The organism is Nitrospirillum pindoramense (assembly GCF_007827955.1).
GTDB classification, from domain to species: domain Bacteria; phylum Pseudomonadota; class Alphaproteobacteria; order Azospirillales; family Azospirillaceae; genus Nitrospirillum; species Nitrospirillum amazonense_B.
In genome coordinates this window covers 303,234-327,344 of sequence record NZ_VITR01000002.1, presented here as the reverse complement: position 1 = coordinate 327,344, position 24,111 = coordinate 303,234, and the positions used below count along the sequence as shown (strand labels likewise).

The following is a 24,111-nucleotide window of genomic DNA, read 5'->3' as shown; positions in this document are numbered from 1 at the left end:
ATAACCAGCCCGCCTCAGGTGCCGGCCACCGTCATGCCTTCCACCCGCAGGGTGGGGCTGTCCACGCCGTGGCGGAACTCCAGGTCGTTGGCGGGCCGCAAGGTCAGGTACATGTCCTTGAGGTTGCCGGCGATGGTGATCTCGGCCACCGGGTAGGCGATCTTGCCATCCTCGATCCAGAAGCCCGAGGCGCCCCGGCTGTAATCGCCGGTGATGCCGTTGACGCCGCTGCCCATGAGCGAGGTGACGTAAAAGCCCTGGCGGATGTCGGCGAGCAGCTGTTCCGGCGTCTCCTCTCCCGGCATGAGATAGACGTTGGTGGCGCTGGGGCCAGGGGGGCCGCCGGTGCCCCGCGAGGCGTGGCCGGTGGAGGCCAGGCCCAGCTGGCGGGCGGAGCGGCAGTCCAGCAGCCACGTGGTCAGCACGCCGCCGTCGATCAGGTTGCGGCGCTTGTTCGCCTGCCCCTCCGCATCGAAGGGCTTGGAGCGCAGGCCCCGGCGGATATGCGGGTCGTCCACGATGGTGATGCTGGGCGCGAACACCGCCTGGCCCATCTTGTCCTTCAGGAAACTGGTGCCGCGCGCGATGGCGGCGCCGGAGATGGCACCGGTCAGGTGGCTGACCAGGCCGCCGGCCACCCGCGGGTCGAACACCACGGGCACCGCCTGGGTCGCGACCTTGCGCGGGTTCAGGCGGGCCACCACCCGCTCCCCGGCGCGGCGGCCGATGGTGGCAGGCGAGTCCAGGTCACCGGCATAGACCGCGGAATGATAGTCGTAGTCCCGCTCCATGCCCGTGCCGCTGCCCGCCAGGACGGAAACGGACAGGCTGCGCCGGCTGACGCTGTAGCCGCCGGAAAAGCCGTTGCTGGCCGCCAGCGTGACGGTGGAGCGCGACCAGCTGGCGTCCGCCCCCTCGGAATTGCTGACGCCGGGCACGGCCAGCGCCGTCTCCTCCAGTTCCGCGATCTGGGCCAGCAGATCCTCCGCCACCGGTTCCGCGGAATCGCACAGGTCGAGGTCGGGCCAGTCGCGGGCCAGGCTGTCAGGGTCGGCCAGGCCGCAGAAATCATCCTCCGGCACCAGGCGGGCCATGGCCACGGCCCGTTCCGCCAGCTCCTTCAGCAGGGTGGGGCTGCGGTCGGTGGAAGAGACGATGGCCTGGCGCTTGCCCACGAAGACGCGCAGGCCCAGGTCACCCGATTCGGCGCGCTGCACCTCCTCCGGCTTGCCCAGGCGCTGGCTCATGGACATGGCGGCGCTGTCGACCAGCAGGGCGTCGGCGGCGTCGGCGCCGGCCTTGCGCGCCAGGGTCAACAGGTCGTCCAGGATGCCGGCGGCGGTGGCGTCAGGGGGCAGGGGAGGCATGGGGGCGTCGGCTCCAGGCTTCGGATACGGGCGCCGCCGGGGTGATCCCGCCGGGCCATCAGGGGGCCAGCTTGCCAGTCCTGGGGGGCGAGGGGGAAGCCTGACGTTGGATTGGGGTGGAATGTTTCTGAACGGTAACAGGAGGCACAATTGCAACGATCTGTTTCTTCACCTATCAAAGGCCGACATCCGTCTGTTACCGACCGGGGCTAGGGTGCCCGAGCCAATGCGCGAAGGCTGCCCCGCCTGGCGCGTTCGGTCGGCCGGATGGACCATCCGGGGATCTGCCGCCCCGGTTCGTTCGGTCACCTTTCGGGTTTCGTTCCCGGAAGTAGTCCATCTACCTTGCAGGGCCGCGGGTGCCAACTCCGCGGCCCTCTTTTATTTTCCGTCGCCGGCAGCAGACAATTTCCGTGATAACCGCAAAAAAACGCGGTAGTTGTATATGCAACTGAAACCGATTTCACCGAACAGGGATCGTCCTTGTCCTTCGACCTCACGGTGCTGACCCCCCACCTGGAGCCGCTGCTGGCGGGCGCCCTGCTGACGGCCGAGGTTTGCGCGCTGGGCATCGCGGGCGCGTTCGGCCTGGCCACGGTTCTGGGTCTGGCGACGGCAGGCCGGGGATGGGCGCAGCGGCTGGCGTGGCTCTACGTCGACGTCTTTCGCAACGTCCCCTTCGTGGTCCAGGTCTTCTTCCTCTATTACGGCCTGCCGGAGATTGGCGTTTACATCGACGCCTTCTGGACCGGCGTGCTGGCGCTCAGCCTGGTGGGCGGCGCCTATGGCGGCGACGTGGTACGCAGCGGCATCCTGGCGATCGACCCCGGGGTGGTTGAGGCCGCGCGGGTCGGCGGCCTGCCACGCCTGGACATCATCCGCCGCATCGTCCTGCCCATCGCCCTGCGCGCCGCCATCCGGCCCCTGGGGTCCGTCTTCGTCAACCTGGTGCTCAGCTCCTCCATCCTGTCCATGATCACCTTGGATGAGGTCACGGGCACGGCCCGGGGGGTGGCGGCCGAAACCTATCGCCCGTTCGAGGTCTACGCCTTCCTGCTCGTGGCCTACGCCGTGCTGACCTACGCCGTGTCACTGGGCATCGCGGCCCTGCACCGGCACTTGAACCGGCACATGGTGGCGAGCCCCGGTGTGGCGGGTTCTGAAGTAGCGGGGAAGGGCGCCTGATGCGGCACGCCGGCTTCACCTGGCACGACGGTGCCTTGCTGGCTCAGGGCCTGGGCGTCAGCCTGGGCCTGTTCGCGGGCACCTTCCTCATTGGCCTGGTCCTGGGCTCGGGCGCGGCCGTGGTGCGCCATTTCCGGGTGCCGGCGCTGTCGCCCATCCTGCATGCGGGGTTGGAGCTGCTGCGCAACTCCCCCGTCCTGGTGCAGCTGTTCCTGGTCTTCTTCGGCATCCCGGCGCTGATCCACCAGCCCCTGGCGCCCCTGTCCGCCGCAGGGCTGACCTTGTCGGCCAACACGGCGGCCTTCGTCTATTTCATCGCCGTCGCCGGCCTGGACGCCGTGGGCCGCGACCAGGTGGAGGCGGCGCGCACCTTCGGCTTCACCCGGATGCAGGTGGTGCGGCACATCCTGGCGCCCCAGGCGGCTGCCTTCGCCGTGGCGCCCCTGGTGGGCCTGGCGGTCAACCAGCTTCAGGTGACGTCGCTGGTTTCCGTCATCGGGGTCATGGACCTGACCAAGGCCGGCGACATCCTGAACCTGCGCACGCTGCGGCCCTTCGCCGTGTGGACCATGGTGGGCGCCTTGTATTTCGCGGCGGCCAAGACGCTGACGCTGTTGGGCAATCGATGGGAGCGGCGGCTGCGCGCCCACGCCGCCCCGCTGGAGCTTTGAGGGGGATAGTCCGAATGATCGCGGTGGAGGGGGTGGTCAAGCGTTTCGGTGCCCAGACGGTGCTGGACGGCGTCAGCCTGGCGGTGGCGCCGGGCGAGGTGGTGACCATCCTGGGCTCCAGCGGCTCAGGCAAAAGCACCCTGATCCGCTGCATCAACGGGCTGGAACGGCTGGACGGCGGGCGCATCACCGTGGACGGGCTGGACGTGGCCGATCCCCGGCAACTGGCCCAGGCCCGACGCCTGTCCGCCACGGTGTTCCAGCTGTTCAACCTCTATCCCCACATGACGGTGCTGCGGAACGTCACCCTGGCGCCGGAGGTGGTGCTGAAGCGCCCCCGCGCCGAGGTGGAGGCGGAGGCCCAGGCCCTGCTGGCCAGCGTCGGGCTGGCGGGCAAGGCCGACGCTTATCCAGCGCAGCTCTCGGGTGGCCAGCGCCAGCGGGTGGGCATCTGCCGCGCCCTGGCCATGAACCCGCGCTACCTGCTGCTGGATGAGGTGACCAGCGCCCTGGATCCGGAGATGACGGCGGAGGTGCTGGCCATCCTGGGCCGGCTGGCCGGCCGGCAAATGGGGGATGGGGGCACCACCATGCTGTTCGTGACGCACGAGGTGGAATTCGCCCGGCGCATTTCCACCCGCATCGTCTTCCTGGACCAGGGGCGGCTGATCGTCGACCTGCCCACGGCCCGGTTCTTCGCGGATGACGGGGGCCTGGCCCACCCGCGCATCCGACAATTCCTGTCCAAGATGGCGCCATCGAACACGGTGGCCGGCGCCGAGGTAACCGTATGATCCTGATCGCCAATTCCGAAGCCTGGCCCGGATTCCAGACCACCGTCGACCGCCTGAAGGCCGGGGAAGGGGGGCCGGGCCCGCTGGTCGCCGGCATCGCGCACGTGGAACGGGAGGTGACCGTGCGCAGCGTGGGCTATGGCGGCTGGCCCAATATGCTGGGTGAGATGGAGTTCGACGCCGGCGTCATGGACGGCACCACCCGTCAGGTGGGCGCCGTCGGCGCCCTGCGGGACATCGTGCCGGCCAGCGCCGTGGCCCTGCAGGTCATGCGGCGCCTGCCGCACACGCTGCTGACCGGCGACGGCGCCCGCCGCTTCGCCCTGGAGTGCGGCTTCACGGCGGAACCGACCCTGCTGGAGGATTCGCGCCGGGTGTGGTGGGACCGGCTGGAAAAGGAACTGCCGCCCCAGGACCTGGCGGCCTTCCCCAACATCCCGCTGGCGCCCTTGAGCCGCGCCATCACCGACCCCGAGCGGGTGCGCGACACCACGGTCTTCCTGGGCCAGGATTCCGCCGGCGGCCTGCACGCCGCCACCAGCACATCGGGCTGGGCCTGGAAATACCCGGGGCGCCTGGGCGACTCGCCCATCGCCGGCGCCGGCTTCTACGCCGACAGCCGCTATGGCGCCGCCGCCTGCACCCATACGGGTGAGATGACCGTGCGTTGCGGCACGGCCCGCGCCATCGTGCTGGCCCTGCAATTGGGCAAGACCCTGACCGAGGCGGTGGACATGGCCGTCGCGGACTTGGCAACCTTGCGCGAGGGCTTCCTGGCCGGCGTGGTCATCCATGCCCTGGACGCCCACGGCAATCACGAGGTGGTCAGCTTCCGCTGCGGTCCCGCCATCCGCTATTGGTACTGGGACCCCTCGCTGTCCGCGCCTGAGGAGCGGGTCGCCCGCACCGTCTGAGGAGCCCCCATGCTGCGTAAGTTCCTGCCCGCGCTCGCCGCCCTTCTCCTTGCCCTTCCCCTTCCCGCCTGGGCGGGCAAGCTGGAGGATATCCGTCAGCGCGGGGTGCTGCGCGTGGGCGTGTCCCTGGGCGGGGAGCCCGTCGGCTTCCGCGATGACCGCAACGCTCCGGCCGGCTATGACGTGGACGTGGCCAAGCGGCTGGCGGACAAGCTGGGCGTGACGGTGGAGTTCACCGACGTTTCCGGTGACGCCCGGGTCAGCATGCTGGTGTCGGGCCAGATCGACGTGGCGGTGGCCAACCTGACGGCCACGCCGGAACGGGCCAAGACCATCGCCTTCACCATCCCCTATAACCGTGTCGGCCTGCGCGTCATCGCGCAAAAGAGTGCGGGTATCAACCAGCTGTCGGACCTGGCCGGCAAGAAGGTGGTGGTGGGCCGGGGCACGACGGGTGAGGCCTTCCTGCGCCAGGCGGTGCCGGGGGCGAGGCTGGTGTTCACCGACACCTTCGCGCCCGATGGCGTGCTGCTGCTGGTGCAGCGGCGGGTGGACGCCGGCATCGAGGATTCGTCCATGATGGATTACCTGGCCAGCACCAACCCCGCCCTGAAGACGCTGCCCGACCTTTATTCCAACGCCCCCATCGCCATCGGTCTGGCCCAAGGCGATCCGGACTTCCTGCGCTGGCTCAACGGCTTCGTCGCCGACTACATCACCTCCGGCGCGTACCAGGCCAACTACCGCAAATGGTGGGGCAAGGACGCGGCCGTGCCCGCGCTGTCGGCCGCCCCCCCGGCGGGCTGATCAGCCGGTCAGCCGGGGATGGAAGCGCGTGGGCAGGGTCAGGGGCCAGGGGCCGGTGGCGGCCCCGGTCAGCACGGCGATGACCGCCGCCACATAGGCCTGTTTGTCGAAGCCGATGGACGAGATGGGATAGGCGTCGAAATCCGTCAGCGACAGATTGTCGAAGCCGTACAGCCGGGTTGTCGTGGCGCGCCCGCCGGGGAAGTCCCCCCGCAGCCGGTCCAGCACGCCCATGGCCATGGCGTCGGAGGTGCAGAAGATGGCGTCCGGCCGGGGCGCCTGGGCCAGCTCCTCCCCCGCCTTGTGCCCGCTGGCATAGGAATAGTCGCCTTGCAGGCTGGCGGTCAGGCGGATGCCGTGGGCGGCCAGCGCCGCGTGATACAGCCGGATGCGCGCCTGTTCCAGGACGGAGGTGGGGCGCCCCGTCACCAGGGCGGCCGTCCTGACCCCCTGGGCGGCGGCATGGGCCACCGCCTCGGCGATGCCCACCCGTTCATCCGGGATGACGGCGGGCGATTCCGGGTCGTGCCGGCCGTTCAGCATCAGCACCAGCTCGCTGCGGAACAGGGTGCGGACGGTGGCGGCGTCGGCGAAGTCGGAAAAGACGATGGCCGCGTCGACATGATAGGCGACCCCGGTGCGCAGGAAGGACTCCACCCGGTCGCTGGACCCGACGCGGACGAAGATCACCTGCTTGCCCGTGTTCTGCACCGCCGCCAGCAGGGGGTCGAACAGGTCCAGGTCGCTCAGGTCGTGGATGTGGTTGACGACGACGGCCACCAGATTGACGCTTTTGGTGGTCAGGCTGCGGGCCAGCAGGTTGGGGCGGAAGCCCAGTTCCTGCGCCGCTTGCAGCACGCGCGCCTTCTTTTCCGCCGAGACCGGGCGCTGTTCATCCGACAGGGCCCGGGACGCCACCGCCCGCGATACCCCGGCCCGCTGGGCCACGTCGCTGATGGTGGGGTTGGTCGGCAGGGGCGCCCCCAATTTGTCAGTCCCGGTCCCATCCATCCCAGCCACGACCTCCCCATCCCTTTCCGGCACTGGTAACGCGCAGCCGGTTTCCTATAAAACCGGGTGCCACGGTGAAAGAAGATTTCAAATCTTGATATACTGTTTCGATATCGGCGGGTCATACATTTCCCTGGGGACAGCCCATACGGATGTCGCGGTGACGGGTGCCGTCACCCGCGTGGGCCGGGTGCCCACTCCGGCCCATGACCGCGCCGCCTTCATCCAGGCGCTGGCGGACCTGCTGGCCCAGGCGCCCGGTCCCGCCGCCCCTGTCGCCGCCGCCCCGGTGGCCCTGGCGCTGGCCGGCGGCATCGACCCCGCCACGGGCCTGGCCAGTTGCGCCAACATCCCCTGCCTGACCGGCACGCCCCTGGTGGCCGACCTGGCCGCGGCGTTGGGCCGGCCGGTGGTGGTGGGCAACGACGCCGCCTGCTTCGTCCTGGCGGAGGCGATGGTAGGCGCCGGGCGCGGCCAGGATGTCGTGTTCGGCATCATCCTGGGCACGGGCGTGGGCGGCGGCCTGGTGGTGGACGGCCGCCTGGTGCCGGGGGCGGGGGAGTGGGGCCACGGCCCGGTGGTGAAGCATATCGCGGGCGATCCGCCCGTCACCCTGCCGCGCCTGCCCTGCGGCTGCGGCCATGCGGGCTGTGTTGACACCATCGGCGGCGCGCGCGGGCTGGAGCGTCTGCACCAGGCCCTGCATGGCGTCCGGCGGGACAGCCAGGCGCTGACGGCGGCCTGGGCGGCGGGTGAGCCCGCGGCCATGCGGACCATGGAGATCTATGTCGACCTGGTGGCGGATCCCCTGGCGGTGGTGGTGAACGCGATTGGTCCCGGCCTGGTGCCGGTGGGGGGCGGGCTGTCGTCGGACGCCGCCCTGGTTTCGGCGTTGGACCGGGCCGTGCGGGCCCGTATCCTGCGGCGCACCAACGGTCCGCTGTTGGTGCCCACGGCCCTGGGTGGGGCCGCCGGCATGCTGGGCGCCGCCATCCTGGGCGCCCAATGGTTGGACTCGAACAGGGCTTGAAGAAGGGGAATGCGGGGATGACGCGGGTGGAGACGAATCGCGTGCGGCTGGAAGTGTGCGTGGACAGCCCGGCCGGGGTGGCCGCCGCCGTCAAGGGCGGGGCCGACCGGCTGGAACTGTGCGCCGCGCTGGTGGTGGGCGGCCTGACCCCGTCCCGCGGGCTGATGGCCCTGGCGGCGGCCTGCGGCAAGCCCGCCTACGCCATGATCCGCCCCCGGCCCGGCGACTTCGTCTATGGCCCGTCCGACCTGGACGTCATGGGCGACGACATAGATACGGCGCGGGCCCTGGGCCTGCCGGGCGTGGTGCTGGGCGCCAGCCTGCCCAACGGCGAACTGGACGCGGCGGCGCTGTCCATCCTGGTGGACCGGGCCGGCGGCCTGGGCCTGACCCTGCACCGCGCCATCGACCTGACCCCCGACCCCATCGAGGCGCTGGACATCGCCATCGAGCTGGGGTTCGAGCGGGTGCTCACTTCCGGCGGCGCCCGCTCGGCGGTCGAGGGGGTTGAGACCATCGCCGACCTGGTGGAACACGCCCAGGGCCGCATCAGCATCATGGCCGGCAGCGGCGTGAACGCCGACAACGCCGTGGACCTCATCCGCCAGACCGGCGTGACCGAGGTCCATGCCTCCTGCGGCATGGCCCCGGCGGTGGTGGATGAGCATCTGCTGCACTTCGGCTTCGTCCAGCCCGGTGCCCGCGAGACGGACGCGGCCACGGTCATGTGGCTGGCGGCGGCGATCCGGGATATCGAAGCGGATCAGTGGCCCTAGCCCTCATTCCGCATGATGCTTTCGTGGCCACGAGCGCTGTGAAGAACATGGATGATCTCGATAATCCCGTTTGTCTTCGTGCGATAGTAGATGACGTAGTTTTTATAGGGGAAGCGAAGAAGGCCAGGGGCGATGTGATCACATCGTTTGCCGGCTTTCGGGAACTGAGCCCGTCTTCTACACGCATCTTCCAGATCATCGATGAAAGATAAGGCTTGGGCGGGATTGTCTTCGGAAATGAAGTCGACTATTTCATCGAAGTCGCGCCGGGCGCGCGGATGAAAAATGACGCGCCGCATCGATTAACGATTTTGGGCTTTCATTTTTGCCAGAACCCGAGCCCGCGCGTCGCTGAAGACGGTTTCAGCCGGAACGCCGGGCTGATCATCGTTCATTCGGTCGATCAACAGCGCCCGGACATGGGCTTCCGCTTCCTCTTCCGTGGCGTCAATGACCCTTACTTCGACGCGGCGGTTGCCGGCGAAGGGCGCAAGTTCGTCCGACAGCTTGTCGACGGTCGTACGGATGACGGTTTCAGCCATGCCCACAGCATATGCGACGTGCGGCCGCCACGCCAGAGCAAGCCTCACTTCCGCCAGATCGGCTTGCCACTGCCCGGCAGGCCGTAGCTGGCCCATTTGCGGCTGACCTCCTCCACCGTCTTGGCGTCCATGGCGATCTTCTCGCCCCATTCGCGGTGGGTTTCGGGGGGCAGCTTGTTGGTGGCGTCGAGGCCGACCTTGCCGCCCAACCCGGACTCGGGGCTGGCGAAGTCCAGATAGTCGATGGGCGTGCCCTCGATGACGGTGATGTCGCGGGCCGGGTCCATGCGGGTGGATACCGCCCACATCACGTCCTTCCAGTCGCGGGCGTTGATGTCGTCGTCCACGACGATCACCCACTTGGTGTACATGAACTGCCGCAGGAAGGACCAAACGCCCATCATCACCCGCTTGGCGTGGCCTGGATAAGCCTTGCGCATGGACACCACGGCGATGCGGTAGGAACACCCCTCCGGCGGCAGCCAGAAATCGATGATCTCCGGGAACTGCTGGCGCAGCAGGGGGATGAAGACCTCGTTCAGGGACTCCCCCAGGACCGAGGGCTCGTCCGGCGGCCGGCCGGTGAAGGTGGAGAGATAGATGGGGTCGCGGCGCATGGTGATGGCCGTGACCTGGAAGACGGGGAACTTCTCCACCGAATTGTAATAGCCGGTGTGGTCGCCGTAGGGGCCCTCGTCGGCGTATTCGTCCAGCGAGACATAGCCTTCCAGGATGATCTCGGCCTGGGCCGGCACCTTCAGGGGCACGGTCTTGCAGTCCACCAGGTCGACCTTCTTGCCGCGCAGCATGCCGGCGAACTGGTATTCCGACAGTGTCTCGGGCACCGGGGTCACGGCGGCCAGGATGGTGCCGGGGTCGGCGCCCAGCACCACGGCGGCGGGCAGCGGCTCCCGCTTGCCGGCGGCCTTCCAGCGGTGATGGTGCTGCGCCCCGCCACGGTGCTTCAGCCAGCGCATGATGGTGCGGTCGCGCCCCAGCACCTGCATGCGGTAGATGCCCAGGTTGAAGCGGTCTTCCGCCATGCCGTCCCGGTCGTTGGCGGTGGGGCCCTGGGTCACCACCAGGGGCCAGGTGATCAGGGGGCCGGGCTCACCGGGCCAGCAGCTCTGGATGGGCAGGCGGCCCAGGTCGATCTGGTCGCCGGTCAGCACCACCTCCTGGCACGGGGCGCTGCCCACCGTGCGCGGGCGCATCGCCATGACCGTCTTGACCAGGGGCAGCATCTCCCACGCGTCGCGCAGGCCGCGCGGCGGTTCCGGCTGCTTCAGGAAGGCCAGCGTCTCCCCCACCTCGCGCAGCTCGTGCGGCTCGCGGTCCATGCCCCAGGCCACCCGCTCCACCGTGCCGAACAGGTTGATCAGCACCGGCATCTCCGACCGGGTGCCGTCCGCCTTGGTCACGTTCTCGAAGATCACGGCGGGGCCGCCCTCGGCCAGCAGCCGGGTCTGGATTTCGGTCATCTCCAGCACGGTGGACACCGGGGTCTTGACCCGCACCAGGCGGCCCGACTGTTCCAGCCGGTCGATGAACTCACGCAGGGAGGCGTAGGGCATGGGGAAACGTCCAGGGTAGGGAAACAGGGGTTAAGGGAGCGGATGCGGCCCCGCCAGGTCAAGCCTCCACCCGCCAGACGACGCTGTCGCGGTGGGTGCGGTCCTCCAGCTCCAGCGTCGTGGGCACGCGATAGGTCGCCAGGGGGACCAGGCCGTCCTTCGGCAGGTATGTACGGCCGGGATCCCCCATCAGGATCACCAGGCCATCGCCGGCCAGGGCGCGCAGCCAGGCCATGACCCGCTCGGCCATCGGCTTCTCGTAACAGACGTCGCCCACCAGCACCACGTCGATGTCCGCCAGGGGCTGGCCCACCACGTCGCGCTCCTCCGCCGTCACGGACACGCCGTTCAACTGGGCGTTCAGCGCGATGGCGGCGATGGCGTAGGCGTCGATCTCGACGGCGGTGACACTGGCGGCGCCGGCCTTGGCCGCCGCGATGGCGATCAAGCCGGACCCGGCGGCGAAGTCCAGGACGCGGCGGCCGCGCACCAGTTCCGGATGGTCAAGCACGTGACGGGCCACCGCCTGGCCGCCGGCCCAGGGGAAGGCCCAGAAGGGCGGCGGTAGGTCCTTGGCGGCCAGCGTCTCCTCCGTCGCCAGCCACAGGGGCGTGATCTCGGTCGCGGTCAGCAGGGTCAGCTCCGGCACCAGGGCCGGGGCCTCGGGCGCCGTGTTGGCGCGGATGAAGGCGGGACGGTCCACCGGGCCGCCGTTCAAGACGCGCCCGCCATGCCCAGGATGATGCTGCCCAGCAGCACCCAGCCGGCGATGCGCGCGGCCTTGAAGGCGGCCAGGCTGTCGGCGGGATCGTCGGGCCGCCACTGCCAGGCCTGGCGCAGCAGCAGGGCGCCGGTGGCGCCCACGCCCAGATAGGCCAGGGGGTGGATGCCGGCGGCGGCCACTGCCGCCACCCACAGCGCCGTGGCGCCGGCGTAGAAGCCCAGGATCCAGCGCTTGGACGCCGCCCCCAGGCGCAGCGCGGTGGACTTCACGCCCACCTTCACATCGTCCTCCCGGTCCTGGTGGGCGTAGATGGTGTCATAGCCCAGGGTCCACAGGATGCCGCCGGCGTAGAGCAGGACCGGCGGCCAGGCGAGGTCCACCCGCACCGCCATCCAGCCCAGCAGCGCCCCCCAGTTGAAGGTCAGGCCCAGGAAGGCCTGAGGCCACCAGGTGATGCGCTTCATCAGGGGATAGGCCGCCACAAGGACCAGGGAGGCCGCGCCCAGCGCGATGGTGGCGCCGTTCATCTGTACCAGAACGCCCAGGCCCACCAGGCATTGGGCGATCAGGAAGGCGATGGCCTGGGGCACGCTGACGGCGCCGCTGGGGATGGGCCGCACGCGGGTGCGTTCCACCAGCGCGTCGAACTTCCGGTCCAGGATATCGTTGATGGTGCAGCCGGCCCCGCGCATGACCACGGCGCCGATGGCGAACAGAACCATCAGTCCCAGGTCCGGCGCGTGCCCCGGCTGGACGGCCAGCGCGATGGACCACCAGCTGGGCAGCAGCAGCAGCCAGGTGCCGATGGGCCGGTCCAGCCGCGCCAGGCGCGCATAGGGCCGCGCCGGGGCCGGCAGGTATCGGTCCACCCAATTGCCCCGCCGGATGTCGGTATGGCCGGCGCCTAGGGTTTCGCTGGTCTCGCTGGGCATGGCGTGGGGCCTCGGCTTCGGGTCGGTCGGCGGGACCTTAGCGGGAACCGGCGGGCCGGTCACCTGTCCGGCGGCTGGGCAGACCCATGAAAAATGCTTGAGTGTTAAATGGTAGAATGGACAAAAGGACGAATGTTCCGCATCTAGTCCGTACTCGTTCCGTCTACTTTCTCCATTCCCGCGATTGACACCCATGGCTGATCGTCCCCGCACCCGCCTGCATCTCGACACGCCCCTGGCGGCTGGCCAGGCGGCCGGGCTGTCGGGCGACCAGGCGCACTACCTGCGGGGTGTGCTGCGCCAGGCGCCGGGGGACCGGCTGCTGGTCTTCAACGAGGCGGGCGGGGAATGGCTGGCGGAAATCGCCACCCTCACCAAGTCCGGCGGCACCGTCGCCGTGCTGGAGCGGACGCGCCCGCCGGCGCCGTGCCCGGACGTGTGGCTGCTGTTCGCGCCGCTGAAGGGCGGGCGCACGGAATATGTGGTGGAAAAGGCCACGGAGCTGGGCGTCGCCCGCCTGTGCCCGGTGTTGACCCGCCGGGGCGACGTGCCCCGCGTCAACCTGGACCGGCTGCGCGCCAACGCGGTGGAGGCGGCGGAACAGTGTGAGCGCCTGTCCGTGCCGGTGGTCGATCCGCTGGCCGATCTGGACGACGTGCTGGACGCCTGGCCCGACAATCCCGCCACCCGGGACCGTCCGCTGTTCGTGGCGGCGGAAACGGGGGCGGCCCAGCCCCTGGCCGCGGCTGTGACGGCGGCTACTGCGGCAGGGGGCAAGGCGGCGTTCCTTGTGGGACCGGAGGGGGGCCTCCATCCCGGTGAGCTTGACCGGCTCGCCAAAACACCTTTTGTTGTCCCGGTAGGACTGGGTCCCCGCATTCTGCGGGCGGACACGGCCGCCTTCGTCGTGCTTGCCCTTTGGCAGGCGCTGGCCGGCGACTGGACATCCGCCCCGGGGCAGGACGCGCGCCCGCCGTTCCGCTGAGTATGGTTCGGCGATATGGTTCGGCGGTGGCGCCGCCATCATCACCCCCGCCGTTCCGCCTTGTGCCCCTAGCCCGTGCCTTGTGAACCCAAGCCTTGTGAAGAAGGACCGACCAGATGTCTGCGCCGCCGAAGAGCCCGGGTACCCCCGTCACCGACCGCCGCGAGTTGGTCGAATACCTGGAACAGGGCTGCAAGCCGGCGGATGCCTGGCGCATCGGCACCGAGCATGAAAAGTTCGCCTTCCGCCTGGGCGACAACCGCCCGCTACCCTATGAGGGGGAGCAGGGCATCGGCCGCATCCTGACCGAGATGGCGTCGCGGTATGACTGGACCCCGGTGAAGGAGGGCGACAACATCATCGCCCTGACCAGGGGACAGGCCAGCATCACGCTGGAGCCGGGCGGCCAGTTCGAGCTGTCGGGCGCGCCGCTCAGCACCATCCACCAGACCTGTGGCGAGGTGTCGGAGCATCTGGCCCAGGTGCGGGCCATCGGCGCGGACCTGGGCATCGGCATGATCGGCTTGGGCTTCAACCCGAAGTGGGCGCGGGAGGACATCCCCTGGATGCCCAAGGGCCGCTACCGCATCATGCGCGACTACATGCCCAAGAAGGGCACCATGGGCCTGGACATGATGACCCGCACGTCCACCGTGCAGGTCAACCTGGACTTCAGCTCCGAAGCCGACATGGTGAAGAAGTTCCGGGTCAGCCTGGCGCTTCAGCCCATCGCCACGGCGCTGTTCGCCAACAGCCCCTTCAAGGAGGGCAAGCCCAACGGCTTCCAGAGCCTGCGCAGCCATGTGTGGACGGACACCGATCCCGACCGCTGCGGCGACCTGCCCTTCGTGTTCGAGGACGGCTTCGGCTTCGAGCGCTACGCCGATCACGCCCTGGGCGTGCCCATGTACTTCGTCTATCGTGATGGCCAGTACATCGACGCCTCGGGCCAGGATTTCCGTGCCTTCCTGCGCGGGGAACTGCCGGCCCTGCCGGGTGAGCGGCCGCTGATCACCGATTGGGTGGACCACCTGACCACCCTGTTCCCGGAGGTGCGGCTGAAGCGCTTCCTGGAAATGCGCGGCGCCGACGGTGGACCGTGGCGCCGCCTGTGCGCCTTGCCGGCCCTGTGGGTGGGCCTGCTGTACGACACCACGGCGCTGGACGCCGCCTGGGACCTGATCAAGGACTGGACGGAGGAGGAGCGGGCGCAGTTGCGCAACAACGTGCCGCGTCTGGGCCTCGACACGCCGTTCCGCGGTGGCACGGTGCTGGATCTGGCGCGCCAGACGGTCGCCATTTCCCGCGCCGGCCTGGACGGCCGGGCGCGCATGGCGGGCATGGGCGACAACGAAAGCCACTTCCTGGATGCGCTGCAGGAGATCGTGGACAGCGGCGTCTCGCCGGCCACTGAGCTCCTGAACAAGTTCAATGGGGAATGGGGCGGCGATATCGACCGCGTTTACGCCGAGTACGCTTACTGAGGCTGGTCCGTTGACGGACCTTGGCTTACTCCCGGCCTGGGTGGGCCGGGATTCCTCCCTAACTTCGCGCACTTTTCAGCCGCGTCTGGCGAGGGGCCTCAGGAGCCGGGGGTCTTGCCGGTCATCGGACGGTTCAGCAGGTCCTTCGGGTCGGCGTGGCTGACATCGTTGCAGTTGCGGGCCAGCCGGCTGCCCGTGTTCACGCACTGTGTCTGCGCGGCTTTCGGGGCCGCGTTGGCGGTCTGGTCAGCGGCGGGCTCACTCTGGCAGCCCGCGGTCAACAGGGGCAGGGAGAAAGCGGCCAGCAAAAGCGGATGATGACGCATGAAGCCTCCGTTTGTTTTGTGAGCGGTAACAAACGGAATAATGCGCGCTGTGGTCGTGTGGGCAAGCCGTATCTTAACCCCAAGCGTTGCAAGGCGAGCACTCCATTTGAGGGAGCTCCGCGCGTCACGCATCCGGCCGGCCAGCGCCTCCAAAAAGGGTGAATGCGTGCAAAAACCTCAATGGGGCGGCAGCATGCCTGAGGGGTTGGTGCGGTTCTCCAGCACCTGGCGCGGGTCCGCCTGCACGCCTGCCTGGCAGTCGCCCCCCAGCCGGCTGCCCGTGGTGGGGCAGTGTTTCTTGACCGGCTTCTGCGCTGGCGGATTGTTCGCCGACTCCGGGGCGGCCGTTGCCGTTGCATCCGCTGGGGCGGCGGTCTGAGAGGGGGGCGCCGCCTGCTCCTTTGTTGGGTTGGAGGCGGCTGGCTCAGAGGCCGCTGGGGCCGAGGAGGCAGGGTCCGGGGTCGCGGGGGCCTGGGAGGTCGCGTCTTGGGCCGTGGCCCCGATGGCGGGCGTCGCCAGCGCGATCATGATCAGAAACGACGGAACCAAACGCTTGCCCATGGCGGGTGCTCCCTGCTCACCTGTGTCGCCCTTACACGGGTGAGGATGGGGCCCGCTGTCGCCGTTGTGTCCTTAGGGGCGCGACCTCAGGGCCCGCAGCCGCGTGTCCGGGCGTGGGCGCGCGACAGCCAGTCGGCCACGTCGCCGGTGATGGCGTCGACCGAGGTCAGGGGGACGCGATAGGTGATGCGGTCGCTGGCGTCCGCCGTCTTCACCGGGATCAGGGGCGTGGAGGTCATGGGACCCGGATCGCGTCCCAGCGCCAGGCCCAGGTCGATCCGCCCCTTGCCGACCGGCTTCGCCTCCGCGAACTTCAGACCCGCGCTGAAGGAGATCATCGTGGACAGGACGGTGCTGGTGACCTCCGCGCCCAGGCCTTGGGCCAGGGCGGTCAGGCGGTCGCCGATGGGGCGCAAGCCTTCCCGCCCTTCATAGAGCTTGTCCAGGCGTTGGGCCGGGGGCAGGGCATGAATGCCCCCCAGGGTGTGGGCCGCCAGCACCTGGGCGGTGGCGCCGCCCAAGCCGTGGATTTCTTTCAGCCAGCGGGCGCAGGCCTTGGGTTCCACCAGCCCCTCGGCCTTGATCAGCGCCGCCCACGCATCCGCATCCCGGCCGGTCTTGGCCGGCAGGTTGCGCAGGATGGCGGCCATCATCTCGTCCGGGCTCTTACCCATGGCCGCTTCCCGTTTGCCTGGATCAGGCCGCCGTACCGCCGACGGTCAGGCCGTCGATTCGCAGGGTGGGCTGGCCCACGCCCACCGGCACGCTCTGCCCCTGCTTGCCGCAGACGCCGATGCCCTCGTCCAGGCAGCTGTCATCGCCGATCATGGTGACCTTGGTCAGGGCGTCTGGGCCGTTGCCGATCAGCGTGGCGCCCTTGACCGAGGGGCCGATCTTGCCGTCCTCGATCAGATAGGCTTCAGAGGCGGAGAAGACGAACTTGCCCGAGACGATGTCCACCTGGCCGCCGCCGAAGTTCACGGCGTACAGCCCGCGCTTCACCGAGGCCAGGATCTCCTCCTTCGTGCGGTCGCCGGAGCGCATCATGGTGTTGGTCATGCGCGGCATGGGCACGCTGCTGAAGCCCTGGCGGCGGCCGTTGCCGGTGGGCTTAACCCCCATTAGGCGGGCGTTCATGCGATCCTGCATGTAGCCGACCAGGATGCCGTCCTCGATCAGGGTGTTGCACTGGCTGGGCGTCCCCTCGTCATCCACGGTGATGGAGCCGCGGCGGCCTTCCAGGGTGCCGTCGTCCACCACGGTGACACCGGGGGCGGCCACCCGCTGGCCGATCAGGGAGGAGAAGGCGGACGTGGCCTTGCGGTTGAAGTCGCCCTCCAGCCCATGGCCGATGGCCTCGTGCAGCAGCACGCCGCACCAGCCCGGCCCCAGCACCACGGGCATTTCCCCCGCCGGGGCCGGGATGGCCGCCAGGTTCACCAGCGCCTGGCGCAGGGCCTCGTCCACATGGCGGCGCCAGGTTTCCGGCTGCATGTACCGCTCATAGGCGACGCGACCACCGGCGCCGAAGCTGCCGGCCTCCATACGGTCGCCTTCGCCCACGACGACGGAGACGTTGAGTCGCACCAGCGGCCGGACATCGGCCACGCGGTGGCCGTCGGCGCGGATGATCTGCACCGCCTGCCACTCGCCGCTCAGGCTGGCGCTGACCTGGCGGACGCGGGGGTCGCGGCCCCGGGCGTAGGCGTCGATGTCAGCCAGCAGCTTCACCTTGGCCTCGAACGGCACCAGGGCCAGCGGGTTGTCGGCGGCGTACAGGGCGCGGTTGGTGCCCACCGGCGGCTCGGCGTAGGTGCCGCCGTGGCCGGCCTGGACCGTGCGCACGGTGGCGGCGGCGCGCTTCAGCGCGTCCTCCGATAGGGTGGAGGCGTGGGCGAAGCCGGTGGTCTCGCCGGCGACGGAGCGCAGGCCGAAGCCCTGGGTGGTGTCGAACGAGGCGCTCTTGAGCTTGCCGTCATCCCAGAAGACGCCTTCGGACTGCGCGTATTCCAGGAACAGCTCGCCGTCGTCGCCGCCATTCAGCGCGTCGGCGACGATCGATTCGGTGCGCGCGCGGTCCAGCCCCGCACGGGTGAAGAACAGATCGTCGGTCTGGGCGAGCAGGCTCATGGGTCAGGAACTCCAAACAGCGGGCAAAAGGGCCAGTGGCCAAAAGCGCAGCGGGCAAAAGGGCGACGGGCCAATGCCCCAGGTGGGCGTGTCCCTCTTAACATGGCGTGCCGGTGCCGCCATCGCCAGGGGAAAGGCGCTGCGCGCGATTCGCGGTGCCGTTCCAAGACCATGGCGGCGACGCCCGGCCGCGCCACCTTGGCGGGTTCGGCCGGTGGCCCTGTACGCCCAACGGTGTCGGCTGGGACGCGTTGTCCGCTTTACGTCAAGGATTGGGGACGGTATGGTCTGCCATGATGCAGGTGTTCCTTAGCCATAGGGAAGGCTTGCGATGCTGGGTCTGAACTCCCGGGCAGGTGCCTCGATAGCCGAACGCCATCTCCGCTCCGCCCGCCGCAACGGGAGGGAGGGGAGGGCCCAGGCGATAACGACGGGGCCCCATAATAATCGGGAGGATGGGGCGGCATCCCGCGCTTTGGCTGGCGCCTGAACAGGGGGCGCGCAAGGCCGGCGTGGGTCACCAGGACAATCTTCGGGTGGGACGTGTCACGCGTCCCCGTCAACGAGAGAGTGGTAAGGGATGTCCGTACGCAAGAACGCCGCCGCCTTCGCGGCCCTTTTGACGGCCCTGGCGGGGCGCGCTTCCGTGGCGCTGGCCGACCCGGTGGTGAGCATGCCCGAGGCGGGCAAGCTGGGCATGCAGCATGCCTATTCGCCCGTGGCGGTGCAGTTGGAGAATTTCCACAGCCTGCTGCTCTACATCATCATCGGCATTGTCGCCTTCGTGTCGCTGCTGCTGCTGACGGTCATGGTGCGCTTCAACCGCCGCGCCAATCCCGTACCGTCCAAGACCAGCCACCACACCTTGCTGGAGGTGGCGTGGACCGTGGTGCCGGTGCTGATCCTGGTGATCGTGGCCGTGCCGTCCTTCCGCGTCCTGTACTATGGCGACCGCACGCCCAACCCGGAACTGACGGTGAAGATCACCGGGCACCAGTGGTACTGGTCCTATGAATACCCGGACAACAACGACATCGCCTTCGACAGCAACATCGTCTCCGACAGCGACCTGAAGCCGGGCCAGCCCCGCCTGCTGACGGTGGACAATGAGATGGTGGTGCCCGTGGGCACGCCTGTGCGCCTGCTGCTGACCGGCGCCGACGTCATCCATTCCTGGTACGTGCCCTCGCTGGGCGTGCAGTTGCACGCCGTGCCCGGCCGCATCAACGAAACCTGGCTGCAGGCCAGTGTCGAGGGAACCTTCTACGGCCAGTGCACGCTGATCTGCGGCACCAACCACGGCTTCATGCCCATCGTCGTCCATGCCGTCAGCAAGGAGGACTATAAGGCCTGGGCGGAGAAGACGAAGACCGCCGGCATCGATGCCGGCCGTGAATTCCTGGCGTCGCTGGAAGCGGCCAAGGCTGGGGCCACCAAGACCGCCCTGGCGACGGACAATGGCGCCGCGCGCTGAGTCGGCCCCGTCTGACATTTAACCCCGGCAGAGATTAACGAGGGGAACTGGAATTATGGCGCACGCAGCCCACGACACGGCTCACGACGCGCATCACGACCATAAGCCCGGGTTCGTGAAGCGGTGGTTGTTCTCGACCAACCACAAGGATATCGGCACGCTCTACCTGATCTTTTCCGTGATCGCCGGCCTTATCGGCGGCGCCATCTCGGTGGTCATGCGCATGGAATTGCAGGAGCCGGGCATCCAGATCCTGAACCACCTGTCCGCCGACATCGGCCAGCAGTGGAACGTGCTGATCACCGCCCACGGCCTGATCATGGTGTTCTTCGTGGTCATGCCCGCCGTCATCGGCGGTTTTGGAAACTGGTTCGTGCCGTTGATGATCGGCGCGCCGGACATGGCCTTCCCCCGGCTGAACAACATCAGCTTCTGGCTGCTGGTGCCCGCCTTCCTGCTGCTGGTCTCCTCCTCGCTGATCGGGCCGGGTGCCGGCACCGGGTGGACCATCTATCCGCCGCTGTCCTCCGCCCTGGGGCACAGCGGCCCGTCGGTCGACATGGGCATCTTCGCCCTGCATCTGGCGGGCGCCTCCTCCATCCTGGGGGCGGCCAACTTCATCACCACCATCTTCAACATGCGCGCGCCGGGCATGACCCTGCACAAGATGCCGCTGTTCGTGTGGTCAATGCTGGTGACCGCCTTCCTGCTGCTGCTGGCCGTGCCCGTGCTGGGCGGCGCCATCACCATGCTGCTGGCCGACCGCAACTTCGGCACCCATTTCTTCGATCCGGCCGGCGGTGGCGACCCGCTGCTGTTCCAGCACCTGTTCTGGTTCTTCGGCCACCCCGAAGTGTACATCATGATCCTGCCGGCCTTCGGCATCATCAGCCAGATCATCTCCACCTTCTCGCACAAGCCGGTGTTCGGCTACCTGGGCATGGCCTATGCCATGGTCGCCATCGGCGTGGTCGGCTTCATCGTCTGGGCGCACCACATGTTCACGGTGGGCCTGAGCGTCGACACCCGCGCCTACTTCACCGCGGCGACCATGATCATCGCCGTGCCCACGGGCGTTAAGATCTTCTCGTGGATCGCCACCATGTGGGGTGGCTCCATCGAGTTCAAGCCGCCCATGGTCTGGGCCATCGGCTTCATCTTCCTGTTCACCGTGGGTGGCGTCACCGGCGTGGTTCTGGCCAATGGCGGCCTGGACGTCATGCTGCACGACACCTACTACGTCATCGCCCACTTCCACTATGTGCTGAGCCTGGGCGCCGTCTTCGCCATCTTCGCCGGCTACTACTACTGGATCGGCAAGATGTCGGGCCGGGAGCATCCGGAATGGGCGGCCCACCTGCACTTCTGGACCACCTTCATCGGCGTGAACCTGATTTTCTTCCCCCAGCACTTCCTGGGGCTGCAGGGCATGCCGCGCCGCATCCCGGATTATCCGGACGCCTTCCACATGTGGAACCAGATCTCCTCCATCGGGGCCTACATTTCCTTCGGCTCCACCTTGTTCTTCGTCGTGATGGCCCTTTATACCCTGATGTTCGGCCGCCGCGTCGGCGCCGACTACTGGAACACGGGTGAGACGACGCTGGAATGGACCCTGTCCAGCCCGCCGCCGTTCCACCAGTTCGAGGTTCTGCCCCGCATCAAGTGAGGTGCTGAGGGTGGCACCGGCTGCATAGGCGACGACCGCGCGGGAGGGGTGGCTTCCCGCGCGGTTTTGCCTGATTAAAGGCGCTGCCCTTCCCCCGCATGGGAATGGTCCCCTATCATCCAGGGGGACAGGCGTCAGATGAGATGCGAGACAGATGACCGATACCGCCTTTGAAGGCCAGACCGTTCCCACCCAGGCCGCCGGCCTGCCGGGTACCGTTGCCGACTACATCGCCCTGCTGAAGCCCCGGGTCATGTCGCTGGTGGTGTTCAGCGGCCTGGCCGGCCTGGTGGTGGCGCCGGGGACCCTGCATCCCGTGCTGGCGGTGGTGGCCCTGCTGTGCATCGCCGTGGGTGCCGGCGCCGCGGGCGCCATCAACATGTGGTACGACCGCGACATCGACGCGGTCATGGAACGCACGCGCGGCCGCCCCATTCCCCAGGGCAAGGTGAACCCGGATGAGGCGCTGGCCTTCGGTGTCGTGCTGTCGGTCGCGTCCGTCCTGCTGATGGGCTTGGCCGTCAACTGGGTGGCGGCCGCCATCCTGGGCGTGGCCAACGCCTTCTATGTCTTCGTCTACACCATGTGGCTGAAGCGCCGCACGCCGCAGAACATCGTCATCGGTGGGGCGGCCGGGGCCTTCCCGCCCATGATCGGCTGGGCGGCGGTGACGGGCGATGTCGGCATCGGCCCCATCCTGCTGTTCTGCCTGATCTTCTTCTGGACGCCGCCGCACTTCTGGGCGCTGGCCCTGTTCCGCAGCGGCGACTACAGCCGCGCCGGCGTGCCCATGCTGCCCGTCGTGGCGGGCGAGGCGGCGACCAAGCGCCAGATGCTGGCCTACACCCTGCTGCTGCTGCCCATCGCCATCGCCCCGCACTGGTTCGGGGTCGGCGGTGTCGCCTATCTGGTGGGCGCCACGGTGCTGAGCCTGCTGTTCATCCTGTGCGCCGTGCGGGTCATGCTGGACAAGACCCACCGTGCCGCCAAGCAGATGTTCGCCTATTCCATCCTCTACCTTTTCCTGCTGCTCGCCATCCTGATCGGTGAGAAGCTGGTGGCCTGACCTCTCCGTCGAGAGGGCCCCTCCGCATAGGAACCCTGACCGTATGGCCGACACCACGACCTCCTCCAACGCCCCCCCTTCCGCCGCAGAGCCTGTGGTCGACGCGGCGGAGCGGGCGCGCCGCCAGCGTGGCAAGAACCTGGCGCTATTCTTCTCGCTGTTGGGGTTCGTGGCATTGATCTATGTCGTGGCCATCGTGCGAATGGGGCTGCACGCGCAAGGCCAGTAAACCGCCCTTCCGGCGGCTCAAGAGTGTTCAGAACAAAAGTGGGCGGGTGAAACCCGCCACCGGCGTCAAGGCCAGGGCCATCCACCAGGGGCAATCGCCCGGATGGCCGCTGTCAAAGCCAGGGAGGTGACAGGTTGAGTGAGACCCCACGCCCCGAGTCCCCCATGAAGCCGCCGGCGTCCGACTTGGCCCGGCGCAACCGCCGCATGCTGGCGGGGGCGTTCACGCTGGTCGCCGGCATGGTGGGCCTGAGTTTCGCCGCCGTTCCGCTCTATCAGGTGTTTTGCAAGGCCACGGGCTTCGGCGGCACCACGCAGGTGGCGGAAAAGGGGGCGGACCGGGTGGTCGACCGCACCGTCACCGTTCGTTTCGATGCCGAAGTGAACCGCGAGCTGCCTTGGCAATTCAAGCCTGTGCAGAACGCCGTGCAGGTCAAGTTGGGCGAGGTGAGGGAGATCCGCTACCACGCCAAGAACCTGTCGGACAAGGCGCTGGTCGGCACCGCGACCTTCAACGTCACCCCCGACAAGGCCGGCATCTTCTTCAACAAGATCCAGTGCTTCTGCTTTACCCGCCAGCGGCTGGAGCCGGGGCAGGAACTGGATATGCCCGTGACCTTCTTCGTCGATCCGTCGTTGGCCGACGACCCCCATATGAAGGACGTGGCCACCATCACCTTGTCCTACACCTTCTTCCTGGCGGCCGACCAGACGGCGGCGGCCGTGCAGGACCAGGCCCCGGCCGGGGCGGCCGCTGTTCGTCCGGGGGGCTAAAGCGTCCCCGGGCAATGGCTTCGCCACCGTACAACCTCTGGACGGGGGGCGTAGGAAAGTTTACCAAGGGAGTGTCCAATCCCCGAACAGGGGATCAGGGAGGGCACCAATAAGGACCGGGGCGGCAATGACCGCCGCAATCTGACGACCACCGCGTTGTTTTGATCCGAGGGAAACAAGAACATGGCTGACGTCCAGGCTCACACCGCTCCCGGCAACTCTGAGGGCATCAAGCAGCCCTATCACCTGGTGGACCCCAGCCCATGGCCCTTGGTCGCCTCCATCGCGGCTGGCCTGCTGACCAGCGGCACCGTCCTGGGCATGCATGGCCATGGTTGGTATCTGGCCATCGCCGGCGGCCTGGGTGTCCTCGGTGTGATGTTCGCCTGGTGGCGTGACGTCATCGGCGAATCGGTGGTGCGTAAACTGCACTCCCCCGTCGTGAAGATCGGCCTGCGCTACGGTATGACGCTGTTCATCGCCTCCGAAGTGATGTTCTTCGTCGCCTTCTTCTGGGCCTTCTTCGACACCAGCATCTATTTCAACGAGGCGCAGCAGGTGGGGCGTGTGGCCGCCAACGGCGGCATGTGGCCGCCCAAGGGGATCGAGCCCGTCAATCCCTTCGATATGCCCATCCTGATGACTGTCATCCTGCTGCTGTCCGGCACCACGGTCACCTGGGCCCACCACGCGCTGGTCGAGGGTCGCAACAAGGAAGCGGCCAAGGCCCTGGGCTTCACCGTCCTGCTGGGCCTGTTGTTCACCTGCTTCCAGGCCTACGAATACATCCACGCTGAATTCGGCTTCGCCCAGAACGCCTACACCTCGGCCTTCTTCATGGCGACCGGCTTCCACGGCTTCCACGTCATCGTCGGAACCATCTTCCTGATCGTCTGTTTCTTCCGCACCCGCGCCGGCCATTTCACGCCCAAGAGCCACTTTGGCTTCGAGGCCGCGGCCTGGTACTGGCATTTCGTCGACGTGGTCTGGCTGTTCCTGTTCATCAGCATCTACTGGTGGGGATCCACCCCCCGCGGTGTGATCCCCCATTGACCACGGGACCCGGCCCTTCCGCCCTTCTGACGGA

26 protein-coding genes are annotated in these 24,111 nt (G+C 68.3%); 16 read left to right on the top strand and 10 right to left on the bottom strand.

The annotated features are described in order from the left end of the window. Positions 1-14: 14 nt before the first annotated feature. Positions 15-1,367: a TldD/PmbA family protein gene (locus FBZ90_RS04110; RefSeq protein WP_145729750.1), complete on the bottom strand. Its 1,353-nt coding sequence runs from the start codon at positions 1,365-1,367 to the stop codon at positions 15-17. A 483-nt stretch (positions 1,368-1,850) separates the two neighbouring features. On the opposite strand from FBZ90_RS04110, the gene FBZ90_RS04105 reads away from it, so the two are divergent. Genes FBZ90_RS04105 through FBZ90_RS04085 form a run of 5 tightly spaced genes read left to right on the top strand, consistent with a single transcriptional unit; the run spans position 1,851 to position 5,738 of the window. Continuing rightward, positions 1,851-2,552, top strand: coding sequence for an amino acid ABC transporter permease (locus FBZ90_RS04105; protein ID WP_145729749.1), 702 nt, complete (start codon positions 1,851-1,853; stop codon positions 2,550-2,552). Further along, positions 2,552-3,223, top strand: coding sequence for an amino acid ABC transporter permease (locus FBZ90_RS04100; RefSeq protein ID WP_145729748.1), 672 nt, complete (start codon positions 2,552-2,554; stop codon positions 3,221-3,223). Before FBZ90_RS04105 ends, FBZ90_RS04100 begins: the two co-directional genes overlap by 1 nt. 14 nt (positions 3,224-3,237) lie before the next feature. Then, positions 3,238-4,017 (top strand): amino acid ABC transporter ATP-binding protein, encoded by a 780-nt coding sequence (locus FBZ90_RS04095; protein WP_145729747.1) that lies wholly within the window; start codon positions 3,238-3,240, stop codon positions 4,015-4,017. Further along, on the top strand, positions 4,014-4,931 hold the full coding sequence (locus FBZ90_RS04090) for an isoaspartyl peptidase/L-asparaginase (protein WP_145729746.1): 918 nt from the start codon (positions 4,014-4,016) through the stop codon (positions 4,929-4,931). The genes FBZ90_RS04095 and FBZ90_RS04090 overlap by 4 nt, the downstream gene beginning before the upstream one ends. Positions 4,932-4,940: 9 nt before the next feature. Next, positions 4,941-5,738, top strand: a complete 798-nt coding sequence (locus FBZ90_RS04085; protein WP_186455598.1) for a transporter substrate-binding domain-containing protein — start codon at positions 4,941-4,943, stop codon at positions 5,736-5,738. Here FBZ90_RS04085 and FBZ90_RS04080 read toward each other — a convergent pair whose 3' ends face one another. Continuing rightward, positions 5,739-6,725, bottom strand: a complete 987-nt coding sequence (locus FBZ90_RS04080; RefSeq protein ID WP_211101902.1) for a LacI family DNA-binding transcriptional regulator — start codon at positions 6,723-6,725, stop codon at positions 5,739-5,741. Here FBZ90_RS04080 and FBZ90_RS04075 point away from each other — a divergent pair. Beyond that, positions 6,694-7,779, top strand: coding sequence for an ROK family protein (locus FBZ90_RS04075; RefSeq protein WP_420872582.1), 1,086 nt, complete (start codon positions 6,694-6,696; stop codon positions 7,777-7,779). The genes FBZ90_RS04080 and FBZ90_RS04075 overlap by 32 nt on opposite strands. 17 nt (positions 7,780-7,796) lie before the next feature. Further along, positions 7,797-8,555, top strand: a complete 759-nt coding sequence (locus FBZ90_RS04070) for a copper homeostasis protein CutC (protein WP_145729744.1) — start codon at positions 7,797-7,799, stop codon at positions 8,553-8,555. Here FBZ90_RS04070 and FBZ90_RS28785 read toward each other — a convergent pair. Beyond that, the gene (locus FBZ90_RS28785) at positions 8,552-8,854 is read right to left on the bottom strand and encodes a type II toxin-antitoxin system RelE/ParE family toxin (protein WP_145729743.1); all 303 of its coding nucleotides are present in this window, start codon (positions 8,852-8,854) and stop codon (positions 8,552-8,554) included. The genes FBZ90_RS04070 and FBZ90_RS28785 overlap by 4 nt on opposite strands. On the opposite strand from FBZ90_RS28785, the gene FBZ90_RS27750 reads away from it, so the two are divergent. Further along, positions 8,771-9,184, top strand: a complete 414-nt coding sequence (locus tag FBZ90_RS27750; RefSeq protein ID WP_186455616.1) for a hypothetical protein — start codon at positions 8,771-8,773, stop codon at positions 9,182-9,184. The two genes, FBZ90_RS28785 and FBZ90_RS27750, sit on opposite strands and share 84 nt — an antisense overlap. On the opposite strand, the gene FBZ90_RS04055 is transcribed toward FBZ90_RS27750, so the two are convergent. The 3 genes from FBZ90_RS04055 to ubiA are packed head-to-tail and all read right to left on the bottom strand — an operon-like array spanning position 9,142 to position 12,327. Further along, positions 9,142-10,671 carry a UbiD family decarboxylase gene (locus FBZ90_RS04055; protein ID WP_145729741.1) on the bottom strand — a complete coding sequence of 510 codons (1,530 nt, stop codon included), beginning with the start codon at positions 10,669-10,671 and terminating at the stop codon, positions 9,142-9,144. The genes FBZ90_RS27750 and FBZ90_RS04055 overlap by 43 nt on opposite strands. A gap of 58 nt (positions 10,672-10,729) precedes the next feature. Continuing rightward, positions 10,730-11,389 (bottom strand): class I SAM-dependent methyltransferase, encoded by a 660-nt coding sequence (locus tag FBZ90_RS04050; RefSeq protein WP_145729740.1) that lies wholly within the window; start codon positions 11,387-11,389, stop codon positions 10,730-10,732. Beyond that, entirely contained in the window at positions 11,386-12,327 is a 942-nt protein-coding gene (gene ubiA / locus FBZ90_RS04045) for a 4-hydroxybenzoate octaprenyltransferase (protein ID WP_145729739.1), read from the bottom strand. The genes FBZ90_RS04050 and ubiA overlap by 4 nt, the downstream gene beginning before the upstream one ends. 193 nt (positions 12,328-12,520) lie before the next feature. Between ubiA and FBZ90_RS04040 the strand changes: the two genes are divergently transcribed. Beyond that, positions 12,521-13,312, top strand: coding sequence for a 16S rRNA (uracil(1498)-N(3))-methyltransferase (locus FBZ90_RS04040; protein WP_145729738.1), 792 nt, complete (start codon positions 12,521-12,523; stop codon positions 13,310-13,312). Between the two features lie 116 nt (positions 13,313-13,428). Next, positions 13,429-14,796 (top strand): glutamate--cysteine ligase, encoded by a 1,368-nt coding sequence (locus FBZ90_RS04035; protein WP_145729737.1) that lies wholly within the window; start codon positions 13,429-13,431, stop codon positions 14,794-14,796. A gap of 98 nt (positions 14,797-14,894) precedes the next feature. Here the strand turns inward: FBZ90_RS04035 and FBZ90_RS04030 are convergent, their stop codons facing one another. From FBZ90_RS04030 to tldD, 4 genes are all read right to left on the bottom strand, one after another. Next, positions 14,895-15,122, bottom strand: a complete 228-nt coding sequence (locus FBZ90_RS04030; RefSeq protein ID WP_145729736.1) for a hypothetical protein — start codon at positions 15,120-15,122, stop codon at positions 14,895-14,897. Positions 15,123-15,299: 177 nt separating this feature from the next. After that, positions 15,300-15,683 (bottom strand): hypothetical protein, encoded by a 384-nt coding sequence (locus FBZ90_RS27745; protein ID WP_186455597.1) that lies wholly within the window; start codon positions 15,681-15,683, stop codon positions 15,300-15,302. 86 nt (positions 15,684-15,769) lie between these two features. After that, the gene (locus tag FBZ90_RS04020) at positions 15,770-16,357 is read right to left on the bottom strand and encodes a DUF5655 domain-containing protein (RefSeq protein WP_145729734.1); all 588 of its coding nucleotides are present in this window, start codon (positions 16,355-16,357) and stop codon (positions 15,770-15,772) included. Between the two features lie 22 nt (positions 16,358-16,379). Further along, on the bottom strand, positions 16,380-17,813 hold the full coding sequence (gene tldD / locus FBZ90_RS04015) for a metalloprotease TldD (protein ID WP_145729733.1): 1,434 nt from the start codon (positions 17,811-17,813) through the stop codon (positions 16,380-16,382). A gap of 580 nt (positions 17,814-18,393) precedes the next feature. On the opposite strand from tldD, the gene coxB reads away from it, so the two are divergent. From coxB to FBZ90_RS03985, 6 genes are all read left to right on the top strand, one after another. After that, a complete protein-coding gene (gene coxB, locus FBZ90_RS04010; RefSeq protein WP_145729732.1) occupies positions 18,394-19,287 on the top strand; it encodes a cytochrome c oxidase subunit II in 894 nt (297 codons plus the stop codon). 55 nt (positions 19,288-19,342) lie between these two features. Then, positions 19,343-20,956, top strand: coding sequence for a cytochrome c oxidase subunit I (gene ctaD / locus FBZ90_RS04005; RefSeq protein WP_145729731.1), 1,614 nt, complete (start codon positions 19,343-19,345; stop codon positions 20,954-20,956). 154 nt (positions 20,957-21,110) lie between these two features. Continuing rightward, positions 21,111-22,022, top strand: a complete 912-nt coding sequence (gene cyoE / locus FBZ90_RS04000; protein ID WP_145729730.1) for a heme o synthase — start codon at positions 21,111-21,113, stop codon at positions 22,020-22,022. Positions 22,023-22,065: 43 nt separating this feature from the next. After that, on the top strand, positions 22,066-22,251 hold the full coding sequence (locus FBZ90_RS03995) for a hypothetical protein (protein ID WP_145729729.1): 186 nt from the start codon (positions 22,066-22,068) through the stop codon (positions 22,249-22,251). Positions 22,252-22,385: 134 nt separating this feature from the next. Then, positions 22,386-23,024 carry a cytochrome c oxidase assembly protein gene (locus tag FBZ90_RS03990; protein WP_276509082.1) on the top strand — a complete coding sequence of 213 codons (639 nt, stop codon included), beginning with the start codon at positions 22,386-22,388 and terminating at the stop codon, positions 23,022-23,024. Positions 23,025-23,207: 183 nt separating this feature from the next. Then, a complete protein-coding gene (locus tag FBZ90_RS03985; RefSeq protein ID WP_145729728.1) occupies positions 23,208-24,077 on the top strand; it encodes a cytochrome c oxidase subunit 3 in 870 nt (289 codons plus the stop codon). Positions 24,078-24,111: the final 34 nt, after the last annotated feature.

Coding starts and splice junctions, on each gene's coding strand:
- tldD (WP_145729733.1), bottom strand. CDS start 17,813: ATGAGCCTGCTCGCCCAGACCGACGATCTGTTCTTCACCCGTGCGGGG.
- FBZ90_RS04035 (WP_145729737.1), top strand. CDS start 13,429: ATGTCTGCGCCGCCGAAGAGCCCGGGTACCCCCGTCACCGACCGCCGC.
- FBZ90_RS04110 (WP_145729750.1), bottom strand. CDS start 1,367: ATGCCTCCCCTGCCCCCTGACGCCACCGCCGCCGGCATCCTGGACGAC.
- coxB (WP_145729732.1), top strand. CDS start 18,394: ATGTCCGTACGCAAGAACGCCGCCGCCTTCGCGGCCCTTTTGACGGCC.
- FBZ90_RS04040 (WP_145729738.1), top strand. CDS start 12,521: ATGGCTGATCGTCCCCGCACCCGCCTGCATCTCGACACGCCCCTGGCG.
- FBZ90_RS04030 (WP_145729736.1), bottom strand. CDS start 15,122: ATGCGTCATCATCCGCTTTTGCTGGCCGCTTTCTCCCTGCCCCTGTTG.
- FBZ90_RS03995 (WP_145729729.1), top strand. CDS start 22,066: ATGGCCGACACCACGACCTCCTCCAACGCCCCCCCTTCCGCCGCAGAG.
- FBZ90_RS04100 (WP_145729748.1), top strand. CDS start 2,552: ATGCGGCACGCCGGCTTCACCTGGCACGACGGTGCCTTGCTGGCTCAG.
- cyoE (WP_145729730.1), top strand. CDS start 21,111: ATGACCGATACCGCCTTTGAAGGCCAGACCGTTCCCACCCAGGCCGCC.
- FBZ90_RS04085 (WP_186455598.1), top strand. CDS start 4,941: ATGCTGCGTAAGTTCCTGCCCGCGCTCGCCGCCCTTCTCCTTGCCCTT.
- FBZ90_RS04095 (WP_145729747.1), top strand. CDS start 3,238: ATGATCGCGGTGGAGGGGGTGGTCAAGCGTTTCGGTGCCCAGACGGTG.
- FBZ90_RS04070 (WP_145729744.1), top strand. CDS start 7,797: ATGACGCGGGTGGAGACGAATCGCGTGCGGCTGGAAGTGTGCGTGGAC.
- FBZ90_RS04020 (WP_145729734.1), bottom strand. CDS start 16,357: ATGGGTAAGAGCCCGGACGAGATGATGGCCGCCATCCTGCGCAACCTG.
- ubiA (WP_145729739.1), bottom strand. CDS start 12,327: ATGCCCAGCGAGACCAGCGAAACCCTAGGCGCCGGCCATACCGACATC.
- FBZ90_RS04090 (WP_145729746.1), top strand. CDS start 4,014: ATGATCCTGATCGCCAATTCCGAAGCCTGGCCCGGATTCCAGACCACC.
- FBZ90_RS04055 (WP_145729741.1), bottom strand. CDS start 10,671: ATGCCCTACGCCTCCCTGCGTGAGTTCATCGACCGGCTGGAACAGTCG.
- ctaD (WP_145729731.1), top strand. CDS start 19,343: ATGGCGCACGCAGCCCACGACACGGCTCACGACGCGCATCACGACCAT.
- FBZ90_RS27745 (WP_186455597.1), bottom strand. CDS start 15,683: ATGGGCAAGCGTTTGGTTCCGTCGTTTCTGATCATGATCGCGCTGGCG.
- FBZ90_RS04075 (WP_420872582.1), top strand. CDS start 6,694: ATGGTGGGGTTGGTCGGCAGGGGCGCCCCCAATTTGTCAGTCCCGGTC.
- FBZ90_RS03985 (WP_145729728.1), top strand. CDS start 23,208: ATGGCTGACGTCCAGGCTCACACCGCTCCCGGCAACTCTGAGGGCATC.
- FBZ90_RS28785 (WP_145729743.1), bottom strand. CDS start 8,854: ATGCGGCGCGTCATTTTTCATCCGCGCGCCCGGCGCGACTTCGATGAA.